The 14,643-nt window shown below is 69.0% G+C and carries 12 protein-coding genes and 1 pseudogene; 2 read left to right on the top strand and 11 right to left on the bottom strand.

The features are described from left to right. Positions 1-100: 100 nt before the first annotated feature. Positions 101-2,101 (top strand): integrase, encoded by a 2,001-nt coding sequence (locus AC061S_RS30790; protein ID WP_478689158.1) that lies wholly within the window; start codon positions 101-103, stop codon positions 2,099-2,101. Next, the gene (locus tag AC061S_RS30785; RefSeq protein ID WP_478689157.1) at positions 2,098-2,523 is read left to right on the top strand and encodes a hypothetical protein; all 426 of its coding nucleotides are present in this window, start codon (positions 2,098-2,100) and stop codon (positions 2,521-2,523) included. The genes AC061S_RS30790 and AC061S_RS30785 overlap by 4 nt, the downstream gene beginning before the upstream one ends. A 78-nt stretch (positions 2,524-2,601) precedes the next feature. On the opposite strand, the gene AC061S_RS30780 is transcribed toward AC061S_RS30785, so the two are convergent. From AC061S_RS30780 to AC061S_RS30730, 11 genes and pseudogenes are all read right to left on the bottom strand, one after another. After that, positions 2,602-3,411 (bottom strand): TOTE conflict system archaeo-eukaryotic primase domain-containing protein, encoded by an 810-nt coding sequence (locus AC061S_RS30780; RefSeq protein WP_478689156.1) that lies wholly within the window; start codon positions 3,409-3,411, stop codon positions 2,602-2,604. Positions 3,412-3,681: 270 nt separating this feature from the next. Further along, positions 3,682-4,437 (bottom strand): annotated as a pseudogene (locus AC061S_RS30775) (transposase family protein). A 199-nt stretch (positions 4,438-4,636) separates the two neighbouring features. After that, the gene (locus AC061S_RS30770) at positions 4,637-6,604 is read right to left on the bottom strand and encodes a PKD domain-containing protein (RefSeq protein ID WP_478689155.1); all 1,968 of its coding nucleotides are present in this window, start codon (positions 6,602-6,604) and stop codon (positions 4,637-4,639) included. Positions 6,605-6,805: 201 nt separating this feature from the next. Continuing rightward, positions 6,806-7,762 (bottom strand): helix-turn-helix transcriptional regulator, encoded by a 957-nt coding sequence (locus AC061S_RS30765; RefSeq protein WP_478689154.1) that lies wholly within the window; start codon positions 7,760-7,762, stop codon positions 6,806-6,808. Positions 7,763-8,150: 388 nt separating this feature from the next. Further along, entirely contained in the window at positions 8,151-8,387 is a 237-nt protein-coding gene (locus AC061S_RS30760) for a hypothetical protein (protein WP_478689153.1), read from the bottom strand. Between the two features lie 113 nt (positions 8,388-8,500). Further along, positions 8,501-9,718, bottom strand: a complete 1,218-nt coding sequence (locus AC061S_RS30755; protein WP_478689152.1) for an ATP-grasp domain-containing protein — start codon at positions 9,716-9,718, stop codon at positions 8,501-8,503. Further along, positions 9,715-11,241: an amino acid adenylation domain-containing protein gene (locus tag AC061S_RS30750; RefSeq protein WP_478689151.1), complete on the bottom strand. Its 1,527-nt coding sequence runs from the start codon at positions 11,239-11,241 to the stop codon at positions 9,715-9,717. Before AC061S_RS30750 ends, AC061S_RS30755 begins: the two co-directional genes overlap by 4 nt. A gap of 1 nt (position 11,242) precedes the next feature. Beyond that, the gene (locus AC061S_RS30745; RefSeq protein ID WP_478689150.1) at positions 11,243-12,871 is read right to left on the bottom strand and encodes an ABC transporter substrate-binding protein; all 1,629 of its coding nucleotides are present in this window, start codon (positions 12,869-12,871) and stop codon (positions 11,243-11,245) included. Beyond that, positions 12,868-13,377, bottom strand: a complete 510-nt coding sequence (locus AC061S_RS30740) for a flavin reductase family protein (protein WP_478689149.1) — start codon at positions 13,375-13,377, stop codon at positions 12,868-12,870. Before AC061S_RS30740 ends, AC061S_RS30745 begins: the two co-directional genes overlap by 4 nt. Beyond that, complete coding sequence (locus AC061S_RS30735) at positions 13,374-14,423, bottom strand: MupA/Atu3671 family FMN-dependent luciferase-like monooxygenase (RefSeq protein ID WP_478689148.1); 1,050 nt, start codon at positions 14,421-14,423, stop codon at positions 13,374-13,376. The genes AC061S_RS30740 and AC061S_RS30735 overlap by 4 nt, the downstream gene beginning before the upstream one ends. A 34-nt stretch (positions 14,424-14,457) precedes the next feature. Next, a complete protein-coding gene (locus tag AC061S_RS30730) occupies positions 14,458-14,640 on the bottom strand; it encodes an MbtH family protein (RefSeq protein ID WP_478689147.1) in 183 nt (60 codons plus the stop codon). Positions 14,641-14,643: the final 3 nt, after the last annotated feature.

Genomic DNA, 14,643 nt, shown 5'->3' with positions numbered 1-14,643 from the left:
CGGTGAGGTTCGCACCCCCGAGCTACCAAGAGGCCCCGCCTTCATGTCCGCACCACCGCAAGATCACCCGACCAGGAACCTTGTTCGACCTGCACGTTCCATGATCGGTACGACAACGGCTTCTGAGCTGCGGAGCGAACTGGAGGTTCTGGCCTGGACCCTCCTGAACGCCGAGCGACGCCCCACCCGCGTCCAGGGCCGGGGCCGCACCACCCGCCACGGCCCCGGCCCCCTGAACCAGCGGATTACCGAATGGCTGCGCTGGTCCCGCTGGTTGGGCAAGCATGAGGTGGTCCGGCTCGCCGACTGCACGGACGACTACTGGCGCGCCTACGCCGCCAAACTCCTGGCCTCCGGAGTCACCCGCCGAACGATGGAGAAGTATCTCGCCTGGCTGTCGGACCTATGGGAGTTCGACCAGCTCACCGCCACGCCGACGGGAGTTGGCAGGCCACCGTGGGATACCGAAGGCGTCGACGACTACCTGCCCGCCGAAGGGCAACGCAGCACCCGGGAGAACACCACCGAGCCACTGGACCCGAGCGTGGTCGGCCCGTTGCTGGTCTGGGCGATCCGCCTGGTCGAGGACTTCGCCGACGACATCCTCGCCGCCTGGGACGAGCGCATCCGCATGACCGCCCAGGCCCAGGCCAACAAGTCCACGCCCGAAGGCCACGCAGCCCTGCACGCCTACCTGGAGCCGCTTCTGGCCTCCTCCGCTCCGCTTCCCACCGCCACGGCCAAGGGGAACAGGGGCCTGGCCCGCATCTACATTGCCGCGCGCACCGGGGCCAGCCTGAACCAGGTGAAACAGGCCGCAGCGAGGTTCGGCCTGCCCGCGCTCGCAGCGGAGCGACCAGGACCGTGTCCATTGTCGGTGCCGGTGACCGGACTGATCGACGGCCGACCCTGGCGCGAGAGCATCGACTTCGACGAGGCCGTGGAACTGCGGCGCCACTTGGGCATAGCCGCAGCCGTGATCATCTTCTACCTGACAGGGATGCGCCCGCAGGAGGTGCAAGGGTTGCGGTCAGGCTGCTGCCCCGAACCTGCCCCGGCTCCCGACGGCACCATCCGACACCTGGTCCACAGTAGTGGAGACGAGGACGCTGCCGACGACACTGGCCCTCACCTGATCAGCGGCCACCACTACAAGAACGTCACCGACGACGACGGCCACCACATATCGGGCGGCGAAGTACGCACCGTCCCCTGGGTCGCCATCCAGCCGGTCGTCCACTCCATCCGCGTCCTGGAACGCATGGTCCCCGCTGGCGAACTCCTGCTCAGCAGCGCCCACCACGATCTGGACGACCGCCAGCACCAGGGCAGCATCTGCAAGCAGTCGCTCGCAGCGCGGATTCAGGAGTTCGTAGCCTGGATCAACCAGGAGGCCCTCGTCCACGACCTGCCGGGACAAGTAGTCCCAGACGATCCCCACGGTCCCATCAACCTGATCCGCTGGCGGCGCACACTGGCCTGGCATGTCGCCCGCCGGCCCGGCGGGCTGGTGGCCCTGGCCATCCAGTACGGACACATGCGCGCCTTCCTCGACGCCCGCACCTCCGCCGGCTACGGCGCCCGCGGTCGGCGCGGCATGCACAGCATCCTCGACATGGAAACCGTCCTCTCCACCGCCAACGCGGCCGCCAACCTCCGCGACGCCGCCGCAGCAGGGGAGAAGATCTCCGGACCCGCAGCCCGGCGAGCCCTGACCGACGCCGCCGACGAACCCCAGTTCGCCGGTGCCCTCACCACCCAGAACGCCACCAAACGACTCGAACGACTGGACGGCCACCTGCTGTTCGACAGCCCCGACTCGTTCCTGCTCTGCTCCTTCAAGCACGTCACCGCGCAATGCAAGCCAGACGCGGGTGCGATCGCCCCGCTCCCCTTCGCCTGCCAGCTCGGTTGCGGAAACGCGGTCCGTACCGACGAACATGCCCGAGCCGCGCGCGCCCACGCCGACGACCTCGAACGGCAGGCCATCCACGTCCCCGGCCCGATGGCCGACGCCTTCCACGCTGAAGCCGCAAAGTGGCGCGGCGTCGCCGACACCCACGACGCCACCGCCCGCACCGCCCAGGAGATCCTCGAATGACCCACGACACCGTCCCGCACGCTGAGGAACGCGAGCGCATCACCGCCGCCATCGACCGCCTCCTGGTGGGTGCCCCCACCCGCTCCAGTGGCAGCCTCACCGTCGAGGGCCTCGCCGCCGAGGCCGATGTCCACCGCATGGCGCTCTATAAGCGACATGCCGACCTGCGGGAACTATTCAACGCCCGGGTCCGTAGCGAGACCAATCAGATGCCGGAAACCGAAAAGCGACTCCGCCGCGACAACGTCAAGCTCCGGGAATCCCTCAAGGAAGCGCGGACCGGGGAGAGGGAGGCCCGCTGGCTCGCCGAGCAGACAGCACTTGCTGCAGCAGTCCTCACCCTCGAACTGAAGAAGGCAAGGACCAATAAGGACCAGAAGAACAAGGGAAACGTGATTCCGTTCAGTAAGCCAAAGCCATAGAACTCTATCCAGACACTGCTGCCCCCAGGCTCACCACGCCCCCGGGGGCAGCAGTCGTTCCGTCGCCTGGGCAGAGGCTCACAGCTGAACACACTGACTTGACAAGGAATGGGCGGGAAAGAACCGGTCGAAGCTGGCCAGCGACATCTGCTTGCGGGAACTGATCGCGTCGCGGAGCAACGCGGCGCCGAGGTCGCGGGCCAGCACGGCCGCCACCGGCGCACTGAAGAACGTCCACACGTGCGCACCCTGCCCTGAGCGGGACACCTCGATCGAGGCCGGAACGCCGGCGGCCTGGCAGGCCGCGTAGTACGCGCCGGCGTCCCCGCGCCAGTCTCCCTTGTCGAAGTCGCATGCGAGGAGCTGGCAGGTGTCATCCGGCAGCATCGGGTACAGGCCCGCGTGGAGCTTCTCGAACTTCTTCTCCATGCCCGGATCAGGCATCGTCAGATGGTCGAACAGCGCCTCGTCCGACAGCGTGAGGAGGACCCGCTCCTCGCCCTCGCGCAGTTCCCAAGGCGGTTTCTCGGTTGCCGGGCTCCAACCCGAGCGTCCCTTGCTGTTGGCCCAGGGCCGGGCGAACACATCGGACCGGCCGACGAACAGCGACCGGAACAGCGCCAGCTTCTCCTGTCCGCCCGATGACCCATCGGCGTACGGCAGCCCCGATGACGAGAGCATCTGCGGCGTCGACCTATCCGGGGCGGGTGCGTGGCCCGGTGGGCCTTCCTCGGGATCGACGCCGTGGACCGGCACGGAGTCCGCCAGCGGGCCGAGGAGAGTACGAAGTTGTCTGTTCTCCTCGCTCAGCCCGGCGATTTCCTCCAGCGCCATATCCAGCCGAACCCGTAGCTCGGCGGGATCATCCCACCCGACCCAGTCATCCACACCCAATATCATCCGCACCCACGGATGCAGATACACCACAACCGCTCGATTAGACTCAGGAAGTGGCTCCGCGCGCGCTGCCCGTGGCCACCCTCCGTGCCCGCGCAACAGGCTCTGCACATCGCACATTCACCTGATTTCTCCCAGGAGGCCCCGGTCTTCAGGCCGGGGAGGAATGGGTCCTTGGGGCGGAGGCGCGGAGCGCCGGAGTTCGGTTCGCATCTGGTCTGACCTGCACTCTCTTCCGTTGTCAGTGAGCCTTTTCCATCTTCACGCTGACGCGTGGTGGAGGACGAGTACGGCCTTGACGATGTCGGTGATCCGGTTGGTGCTGCAGCGGAGCTTCCGGAGCAGGCGCCAGCCCTTCAGGACGGCCATGGCCTACTCGCCGACGCACCGGATCTTGGCGTGGCTGCTGTTGTGACGTCGCTTCCATCGCTTCAGCCGGCGTCCCCGGAAGGGAACTCGGATGTGCCGGCCGGCGCCTTGGTAGGCCTTGTCCGCCCAGCATTTCACTCCCGCGGCGGCCAGTGCTTCGACGATCCCGTGACCTCGGGCGGCCGTCAGGTCATGGATGGAACCCGGCAGGGCGGCCGAAGCCCAGAGCAGCCGTCCGAATGGGTCGGTGAGGACCTGCACATTCATGCCATGTCGTTTGTGCTTCCCCGAGTAGTAAGGCGTGTCGACGGCGATCCGGTCGATCGGCAGCAGGGTGCCGTCCAGGATCACGAATGCCTTCGTCCGGGCGGTCTCCATCGCCTTGGCCAAGGTTGGTGCGAGAGCGGCCAGTACCTCGATGGCCTCGCGTATGTACCGGTAGACGGTCGCGATGCCGATTTTGAAGCCAGCGGCGAGCTGGGCGTAGGTGTCGCCGCACCGCAGGTGGGCCAGGGCCAGCAAGGCCTGGCGGCCGGCGGGCAGTCGTCTCCACCGCGTACCGATCTCCCGTCGCCGGGCTACGAGCTGCGTGGCCAGGTGCCGCAGGCTGCTGCTGGACAGATCAATCGAGGACGGGTAGACAAGCACGCGAAGCTCCTGGCAGACATGGGTGATCTTGGTCGAGAACCCGTCTACCAGGAGCTTCGTCGTTTCGTACAGCCCATGACCCCCAACAGCCCGGCATCACGGTCAGGTTGGAAAGGGCTCACTGGCCAGGACTCGTAGCGAAACCCATGCGAGTGGCGGGGCGCCCGGCGCCCCGCCACTCGCATAGCTGATCTCGGGGTTACGGTACGAAGACTGACTTCGTCGTGGTGGCGCTTGTTCCCTCGTCATCGGTGGCGGTGAGCTTCACAGTGTAGGTACCGGCGGCGGGGAAGCTGTGGTGGACGCTGACGCCGGTGCCCGTGGTGCCGTCACCGTAGTCCCACGCGTAGGCGAAGGTGGTGGCCAAGCCGCCGTCCGGGTCCGAAGTCCCGTACCCGTTGAGGTAGCAGCTGTGTGTGGACGCCAGGCAGGATCCCGCGCTGATCGCCGGAACCGGCAGTTTGTTGGGCGGGGCGGTGATCGTCTTGGTCGTGGTGGCGGTCTTGCCCTGGTTGTCGGTCACGGTCAGCTTCACAGTGAAACTTCCGCCGCCGGGCGCCGGGTAGGTGTGTGAGAGGGCCTTTCCGGTGCCGGTCGTGCCGTCTCCGAACGTCCACGCGTAGCTGCTGACCGATCCGCCGGGGTCGGCGGAGGTGGAGGCGTCGAAGGTGCAGACGCGCGGGCTGGAGCAGCTGCTGGTGAAGGATGCGGTGGGCGGGGGGTTGCCGACGATGATGCCCTGGCTGGTCTCGTCGGTCTTGCCGGTGTTGTCGGTGACCTTCAGGGTGACGGTGTACACCTTGTCCGGGGCGTAGGTGTGCGAGGTGGTCTTGCCGCTTCCGGTGGATCCGTCGCCGAACGTCCACGCGTACGTGGTGATGGCGCCGTCGTCGGTGGAGCCGGAGGCGTCGAAGGTGCAGATGGTCGGCCCGCAGGTGGCGGTGAATCCGGCCCTGGGCTGGGTGGGGTCGGAAGGCGCGGCCACGTCGAGCAGTGGTTCCTTCACGCCGTCGCCGGAGTCGTCGGTCCAGCCGGAGTTGCCGGAGAAGACGAGATCGTCGCGGATCTTCAGAACGTCGGCCCGGTTGTTCGGGTTGTCCAGGCTGGCGTAGTAAGCGGCAGCCCCGGCCACGTGCGGGCTGGCCATCGATGTTCCCGACAGCGTGCTGTAGCCGCCGTCCAGGGAGGTCGAGTAGATACACGTGCCTGGTGCGGCGATCTCCACGGTGGAACCGAAGTTGGAGAAGTCGGCCAGTGTGTCGTCGGTCTCGGCCCGGCAGGTCGAGGCGGCCCCGCCGCCGGGGGCGCCGTTGAAGTCGGCGAGCGCCGAGACGGTGATCACGTCAGGGTGATTGGCCGGAAAGAAGGTGGATGCGTCCTTCCCGCTGTTGCCCGCGGCCACCACCACGACGACGCCCTTGTCCGCCAGGTTGGTGATGGCGGTGGAGATGGCGGCGCTGGTGCACTCGCAGCCCAGGCTGAGGTTGGCGACCTCGATCGTCGTGGATCGGGCGGCCACCCAGTCGAGCCCTTCCGCGATGTCGCTGAAGGAGCCGCTTCCCGAGTCGTTGAGGACCTTGACCGACCACAGCCGGGCACCCGGTGCTACGCCGACGACGCCGATTCCGTTGTCGATCGCCGCCGCAGAGCCGGCCACGTGGCTTCCGTGACCGTGGTTGTCGTCCATGGCGGATTCGGTGTCGTTGTCGTTGCAACCGACGAATCCGTAGGCGCAGTTGGTTCGTCCGACCACGTTCAGATCGGGGTGATCGTGGTCGACGCCGGTGTCCAGGATCGCGATGTCGGCGTCGGTCCGGACGTCGTCCACGCCGTCGACGTCGAGGTCGGCGTTCTCGTCGGCGAAGATCCGCTGCACGCCCGTTGGCACCGTCTGCGCGGTGATGGTGGCGACCTGGTCGAGCTCGACGGAGGCGACCCGCGGGTCGGACCGCAGGCGGGTGACCGCCGAGGCGGGGAGCTTCGCCGAGTAGCCCTTCAGCGCGTGCCGGTAGACGGACTTCACCGCGCCGTCGTGCCGGCGGACCTGCTCGTCGGCGAGACCGGCCGGGTCGTTCACCGAACTCTTGAAGGTCACGATGTAGTTCGACTGCTGTGACGCCGACTCCGGCTGCGATTGCGCCGGGGCGGCCCATGCGAAGGTGAACAAGCAGGTAGTGGCGGCTGTGACACAGCATGCGAGCACTCTTCGTATCACGTGATTGTGCCCCTTCTCGGAACAGTGCGGGGGGGTAGGGGAGCGAAGCGCACTCTACGAGCCCAGAGCTGTCATGAGCAGGCCATCGGCCGCGTCTGAAAGCAGACGTTCGACGGGTAGCAGACACCACCGTGCCGGGGCGGACGCGACAATCTAGAGCCAGCCCAGCTTGGCCGCCCGCAGAGCCGCCTGGAACCGCGTTTCCGCACCGAGCGTCTTCAGCAGGTGGGCAACCCGCCGGGTGACACTGCGCTCTGTGATACCCAGCGCCCTTGCGATGGCTCGATCCTTCATCCCCGCGGCGAGCATGGTGAGCATGTCGCGATCCGACTTGCCCGGCTCACCGCCCTTCTGGCCCCCCGACACCGGTACGGCCTGCATCCACAGATGCTCGAACGACGTCACGATCGCGGACAGTAGCGGTGACGCGTGGACCAGGATCAGACCACTCAGTTCGGCGGCGTCGAAACTGACCGGGATCAACGCCTGCCGGCCGTCAGCGATCACCATCTTCATTCGGACCGCGGGTAGTACCCGCGCCTTCTCACCTGCCGCGATATTGGCCAACAAGTCGTCCATGCGGCCCGGTTCGTCCAGTACGGGAGCGTGGTAGATGGCCCGGTACGTCACACCACGACGCATGGACTGTGTTTCCTGCGGGTTTCCCGTGGTCGGCCGGTGCAGGTAGGGAGGACAGTCGACGATCAGTACTTCCTGACGTGCCCCGAGCTGGAGCCTCAGTACGTGCTCCACCACGGCCTGCTCACCTTCGATCATTTCGATCATGTCGACACGGCTCCGGGGAGCCTCCCGCAGCAGATCGGCCAAGGCTCTCGCATGGCCACGCGCCTGTTCCAGCTCTTCCTGGCGGCGCCGGACCAGAGCGTCAACCGCCACGTCCGGAGGGGCGGGCAGGTAACGGCCGGGTTTGCCTGAAACCCGAGTGATGAGTCCGGCGTCCACCAGAGAGGCAAGCGCTCTCCGTATCCGGCCGGGAGACATACCGATACGGCCCGCAAGATCCGCCACAGTACTGCTGGGTTCGGAGAGCACCTGCATGTAGATGGAGCTCTCCACGCCACTCACCCCCAGCGGCTCCAGCATCCTCATCCCCGTGAGACTGTCCGGCATCGGTTGCGCTCCCCTTCTCGGCGTCGTCCTGATTCGGGCCCGTGGGTGCGGTGAGGCAATCGACGGGCCGATAGACCTCGGATCAGACTTTCAACTTCACCTGCGACGAGAGCCTCCACGCCAAGAGAGACGAATCGACTCAGGGATCAACTGGCCGAAGAGAAGGAGTGGATGTCCAGCTCGCCGATGGCATGGGCGGGGCCCCTCGGAGCCGTGGCACAAGGCTCCGAGAGCGCACCAGGTCAACGAGATCGAGGCGACCTTCCTCGCCGACCTCGCGGGCTGGAGGTCTCATTCGAAGCAGACAAGCGCGGCGGCTCTTCTCCGAGGGCCACGACGCCCTCTCCCGCCACCGGATCACCTACACCTACGGGCGCTCCAGCCCGGTCAGGCCCCGGCGGTAGATCTGCGCGGCTTCCAACTGCTGGCGCCAGCCCGGCTCGTACCGGTAGCAGAGGTCGTCCAGGGTGACCCCGAGGCGAGCGGCGAAGTACGTCGTGACACGGCAGGAAGGGCCCGCTTGCCTCCCTCGCGGCGCGTCGAGCCGCTCGAGTTCGGGCGGCGTCAGGAGACGGCGCCCCGTACGGGCCGCACCGGAGGCCATGGCCCACCAGACGTGGCGGGTCCCGTTGCGCTCGTCCGTTCCGCCGTACCCGCTCGTCCTTGACCAAGGCCGGCGCATGGCTGCCGTTCGCGGCCCTGGTCAGGGCACCGTGCTCACGGGACAGGGGTGTCGGCCAGCGCGGGCCGGACCGCGTGCAGCCGACCCATCAGCTCCCCCAAATCACCGTGGCCGGGGCAGTCCAGCAGCGCCCAGGCCAGCCGGTCCAGCGACGAGCGCGGCGGCCCTACCGGATCGCCGGGCCGGGCGAGGACGCCGCTCGCCTGCACTCCAGGCCAGTTGGACCACTCCTCCTGGCCGGTCGACTTCAGCACTCCCAGCCGGTCGGCGACCAGAAAACAGCTGCCTCCGTACCGCGGCTCGGGGGCGGGCGCCGGGCGCATCGTGTCGCCGAGTGCAAGCCCCAGAACCTCGGCGAACAGGTCGATGCCGTAGCTGACACACATGGCGTCCATGCAGAAGTCGCCGGGCGCCCGCACCGCCGTCTCCATGATGACGAGTTGGTCTGCTCGGGTGCGGAATTCGACGAACATGATCCCGGTCCGCATCCCGATCGCATCCGCCACCGCCTGGCCCAGCGCGTCCGAGGCCCGGCCCAGGCGGGGGTTCAACCGCTCATGGCCCGAGAAGTGTGCAAGCTCGACGAAATCGGGGGCGCCGGTGGTGAGCTTCCGGGTCAGGCTGCCGAAGCAGACCCGGCCATCGGCCACCAGTCCCTCCCATGAGTACTCCTGCCCCTCGACGAACTCCTCGACCAGCAACGGCCCCTCGTCGCCCCGCCGCCGTACGGCATCGGCCCAGCCATTGGCGTCGTCGATCCGCTCCACCCCGTCGCTGCCCGCCCGGTTCAGCGGCTTGACCACCACCGGGAACCGGGCCGCCGCCCAGTCGGCGGCGGCGCCGAGGCGGGGCGCCTTGAAGTGTGCGGGCTGTGCCAGCCTGGCGGCGGCGAACCGGAACCGCTGCTGGCCCTTGTCCCGGGAGATCGCGGCCGCGTCGAGTCCGGGTCCGGGCAGGCCGAGCTGGTCCTGGGCCATCGCGGCGGCCAGTACATGGATCTCCGAGGAGGCCAGGATCCCGTCCGGATGCAGCCGCTGGGCCAGGGCCTGGACCGGACCGAACCAGCCGTCGTCGCGGCCGACCGCCGCTGGGCCGACCTCGGCGGTGTCGACCACGCACCGGTAGTGCTCGCGCAGCTCGGCGGCCCGGGCGGCAGTCTCTACCAGGCCGACCTGCAGGCCGAGGCGCTCGGCGGCCCGTAGGTAGCCCTCGGTCATCGGCGCGGTGCCGACCAGTAGCAGCCTGCGGCTCATCGCACCGCCTCCTGCTCCAGCAGCACCGTCAGCGCCCGGCGGTCGGTCTTTCCGTTGGTGTTCAGTGGAAACGCGTCCAGGTGGGTGAAGCCGCGTGGGAGCATATAGCCGGGCAGCCTGCCCAGTCTGGTCCGCAGCGCCACCGGGTCCTGCCGCTCCCCGGTGTAGCAGGCCTCCAGCCCGGGCTCCCCGAAGGTGTCGGGCAGCGCCAGGACCACGGCTTCGGTGATGCCGGGGAGAGACCTCAGTGCGGCTTCGACCTCGCCGAGTTCGATCCGATGCCCTCGGATCTTCACCTGCTGGTCCAGCCTGCCGAGGTGCACCAGCTCGCCGTGGACCACCGCGACCTGGTCGCCGGTCCGGTAGTACACCTCGGGCGCCGGGCCGCCGCCTTCCCATGGCGCCGCCCGTACCCCGTCGTACGCGACGAACAGGCCCGCGTTGTCCGCCGGGTCGAGATACCCGGGAAACCGCTGCGGTCCACGGAGGCAGAGCTCGCCTACGGAGGCCTCGCTGCCGTCCTCGTCCAGCACCAGGCAGTCCAGGTGCGGATAGGGCGTTCCGATGGGCACGGTGCCGTTCGACGTGGTCGGCCACTGGCCCGGATCGGCGGGCAGCCGGTAGTCGGAGCACACGACGGTGACCTCGGTCGGTCCGTACAGGTTTTCCAGCACGCTGCCGGGAGCGGCCTCGTGCCACAGGCGGATCTGCTGCAGCGTCAGCTGCTCGCCGCAGAAGCCGCTCCAGCGCAGTCGCGGCATGCTGCCCGGGGCTAGATCCCCCAGTCGGTGGGCGAAGTTGATGATCGACGGCACCGAGAACCAGTGCGTGACCTCCCGCTGTGCGACGAAGCGCGCCGGCCGGACCAGTTCGCTCCGGGTCGGGACAACCAGCGTGGCCCCAGTGCCCCAGGCGGCGAACAGGTCCCAGACCGACAGGTCGAAGGTGAGGTCGAAGGTCTGGGAGAGCCGGCAGCCGGGGCCCAGCTCGTAGCGCGGGATAATGTGGTCCAGCAGCGCCGCCACGTTCTCCTGCCGTACCGGCACGCCCTTGGGGGTGCCGGTGGAGCCCGAGGTGAAGAGGATGTACGCGATGTCCTGCGGCTCCTGCCGCCCGCACACGTCGCCCGTCCCGGCGCTGTCCGCCGCCCCGCCGGCATCGACCACTGGCACCGGAAGGTCTCCGGCGGGGTGCTCGGCCAGGACCACGTCGAGTTCCGCCAGCCCGGCCACGGCGGCCAGGCGCTCCGGCGGGAACTGGGGGTTCAGCGGTACCACGGTGCTGCCGAGCAGCTGGGCCGCCAGATAGCCCGCATAGGCCGCCACGCTGCGGTTGGCCAGCACCCCGACCCGCCGTGGCGGGCGTCCGTCGAGACCGGCGAGCAGGCGCGCCGCCAGTCGGCGGGCCTGGCCGGCCAGTTCCGCGTAAGTGAGCCTGGTATCGCCGAGCTCCAGGGCGCTCAGCTGAGGGAATCGCTCGGCGGAGGCGGCGAACCGCTCGTACAGGCTGGGCTGGTCGGCCATGTCAGTTGCCGTCCTTGAGGTAGGCGTTGTAGTAGACAGGGGTGCCGAGGCAGGCAGAGGTGAACACCCCGCCCACCCGCGAACCGCGCAGGGAGAGGTTCACATAGCGAAATAGCGGCACCATGGGTATGTGCTCGCGCATCAGCCGCTCGTCCAGCGCCGCCCATTCGGCGGCGGCCTCGGCGGCCGGCAGCCGTCCGATCCGCGCGATCTCGGCGTTGACCTCCGGATCGTCCAGATAGGTGACGTTGTCGTTGCCGGCCGGGCCGATGGTCCGGCCGTCGAAGATGCTCAGCAGGGTGGAGGCGCCGGGCCAGTCCGGGGCGAGACACACCAGGGAGAGGTCGTACGGGTTGCCGCGGGCCTTGATCGCGGCATTGTGTGCAGGCCGGTCGATCGGCACCACCTCGGTACGGAATCCGGCCCTCTCCAGGCTGCCGGCCAGCATCCGGGCGGGCGTGAGGAAGTAGTCGTCGTCCCGGCTGAGCAGCCGCAGCTCCGGCTGGGTACCGCGAAGCAGCCGGGCGGCTGCCTTCGGGTCGCCGTGCGGACCGCCGGCGTACGGGTCCGGGTAGTCGCGGTGGCCGAGCACCGACTCGGGCAGGATGGTGTGCGCCGCAACGCCCTGGCCCGCGCTCATCGCGTCCCGGACGCCGGCCTTGTCGACCGCCCAGGCGATCGCGCGCCGCACGGCGGGGTCGCTGACCCGCGCGGTGTTGATCGCCAGATACCAGGTCAGCGGCGTGGTGACGCGGCGCATCCGGTCTGCCAGCGAGGCATCCGAGATCAGCCCGGCCGCCACCGCCGCAGGGGGGTTGTTCTCCGCCGCCGCTCTGGCGTCCATGCCGCGGTCGGCGGCGACCCGCAGGTTCTGCTCGCCCGCGTCGACTCCCATCTCAACCTCCACCCGGTCCGGATGGGCGTGCCGTACCGGGTCGGTGGCCGGATCCCAGTGGGGATTGCGTACGAGGGTGAGCCGCTCGCCCGGGATGTGCTCTTCGATCCGGTACGGGCCGCTGGCCACCGGCATCAGGTCGTAGGCGTCCGGGGCGTCCGCATCCCGCGGCACCGGGGAGGTGACCGGCATGGACACCGCGAACGGCAGATCGGGGTGCGGCTGACGGAAGTGCAGCATCAGCGTGTGGCTGTCCGGCAGCTCGATGCCGGGGACCCGGGATTCAGCGTCGCGGTAGGGCCCCTGGTAGTCCCCGTTCTCGCCCAGCCAGGTGCGCAGATGGGTGGGCCCGTCCGAGCACTCGGGGGCGAAGGAGCGTGCGATTCCGTACGCCACGTCCGCGGCGGTGATCTCCCGGCCGTCCTCGAACCTGAGCCCGCGCTTGAGCACGAACTCCCAGCTGCGGCCGTCCCCGTCGATGTCGCGCCCGGGAGTCTCGGCCAGGTCGCCGACGAGCACCCGGCCCCCGGCCGCGTCCTCCCGGACCATGGTGAGGGTACGGAACAGCAGATGGCCGATCGCCATCGACTGCAGGGTGTAGCTGCGCTGCGGGTCGAGGTGGTCGTAGGCGGCATCGCGCAGGATCCGCAGGGTGCCGCCGCGGCGGGCACCGTCCTGCAGCGGGGCCGGGCCGCGTGAAGCGGCCGGGTCCAAGGCGATCGCGTCGGACGTCATGCAGGTATCTCCATTGTGGAAGCAGTGGTCAGGAACTCGCCCTCGGCGAAGAGCAGCGGCCGGTCGGCGGGGAGGAGACCGAAGGCCTGGACCTCGCCGACCACGATCGAGTGATCGCCGGTGGGGCGGATGTCGAAGACCGTGCAGTCGAACCAGCCGACCCCGCCGAGCAGCACCGGGCTCCCTGTGGCCGGTCCCGGGCTCCAGCCGTCACCGGCGAAGGCAGCCGTGCCGGCCGGCCGCGCCGGGTCGGCGAACCGCCGGGCCGTGCCCTCCTGCCCGGCGCCGAGCACAGTGATCGCAAAGCCCCCGGATTCCGGCAGATGCTCTCGGATCCGGGCCCGCTCACCAATGCACACCAGGACCAGCGCAGGATCCAGCGACACGGTGGTGAAGGAGTTGGCGGTCATCCCGAACAGGCCTTGCGCCCCGCAGGTGGTGACCACGGTGACGCCGGTGGCGTAACGGCCTGCCACCCGCCGCAGCAGCGCGGTGTCCTCCCTCACCGGGCGCTCCGCCGGCGCAGTTCGTCGAGCTGCTGCAGGCCGCCCCGTACGGTTGCGCCGGGAATCCCGAAGTCGATCAGGCAGGCCAGCTCGTCGACCCCGGCTTCCCTGGCCCGCTCCACCACCGCGCTCGCCTGCTCGACCGTGCCGAACAGTCCGCTGCCGCTGTAGTACTTGTCGAACGACCGGCGGACCAGGAAGTCGATGTCCCTCTCACGCAGCTGGTCGACGTCAAAGCCGGACAGCACGCTCTTCGCCGACCGGGCGATCAGCCGGATGGAGCTCTTGAGGTACGCGGTGAAGGGCTCGCGGACGATCTCCCGTACCTGATCCGGATCGTCGCCGAGGAAGGTGTGCAGCATCAGCACCACGTGGCCGGGCCGGCCGTCGTGGTCCAGGCGGTCGGCCAGGGCCTTTCGGTAGACGCTGATCTTCTCCGCCAGCTCGTCGAAGTCCTGGCCGAGCAGATGGGTCAGCACACCCGCGCCGGCCTGCCCCGCCCCCTCGAAGGTCTGGGGCCCGCCCGCGCTCGTCACCCAGACCGGCAGCTCTTGCTGGACGGGCGGCGGGAAGATTTTCACCTCGGCTGGATTCCCCGCGCCGTCCACCACGACGAGCGGTTCACCGCGCCACAGCGACCGCACGGTCCGTACGGCCTCCAGCACGGCGTCCTTGCGCTCGGCCCAGCCCTCCGGGCGCAGCGCAAAGTCCACCGCGTTCCAGCCGGAGGCGAGGGAGATACCGGCGCGGCCGCCCGACAGGTTGTCGACCACCGACCACTCCTCGGCGATTCGCAGCGGGTGGTGCAGCGGGGCGACCACGCTGCCGGCCCGGATGGCGATCCGTTCTGTGACCGCCGCCAGCGCCGCGCCCGTGACCGACGGGTTCGGGTAGAGACCTCCGAACGGATGGAAATGGCGTTCAGGTGTCCACACCGCGGAGAACCCGTGGGTGTCCGCGAACCTCGCCCCGTCGAGCAGCAGGTCGTACCGCCCGGTGGAGTCCTCGGCCGAGTCGTCGGCGAAGTAGAAGAGACTGAAATCCATGGCCTGCCTGCCTTGCTGGTTGGCGCGGTGTGGGTTAGCGAACGCTGAGAGGACGCAGGTCCGTCCAGACACGTTCGATGTACTCGAGGCACTCGGCGCGGGAGCCCCGGAATCCGGTCTCCCGCCATCCCGCGGGGACGGGGACGAGGATCGGCCATACCGAGTGCTGGTCCTCGCTGTTGACCACGACGGTGTGCACGGGCTGCTGGTCCGACATTGC

The sequence above is a fragment of the Streptomyces sp. CA189 genome (assembly GCF_056428985.1).
The sequence above is the reverse complement of the archived record's forward strand: the minus strand, read 5'-3'. Positions and strand labels throughout refer to the sequence as shown.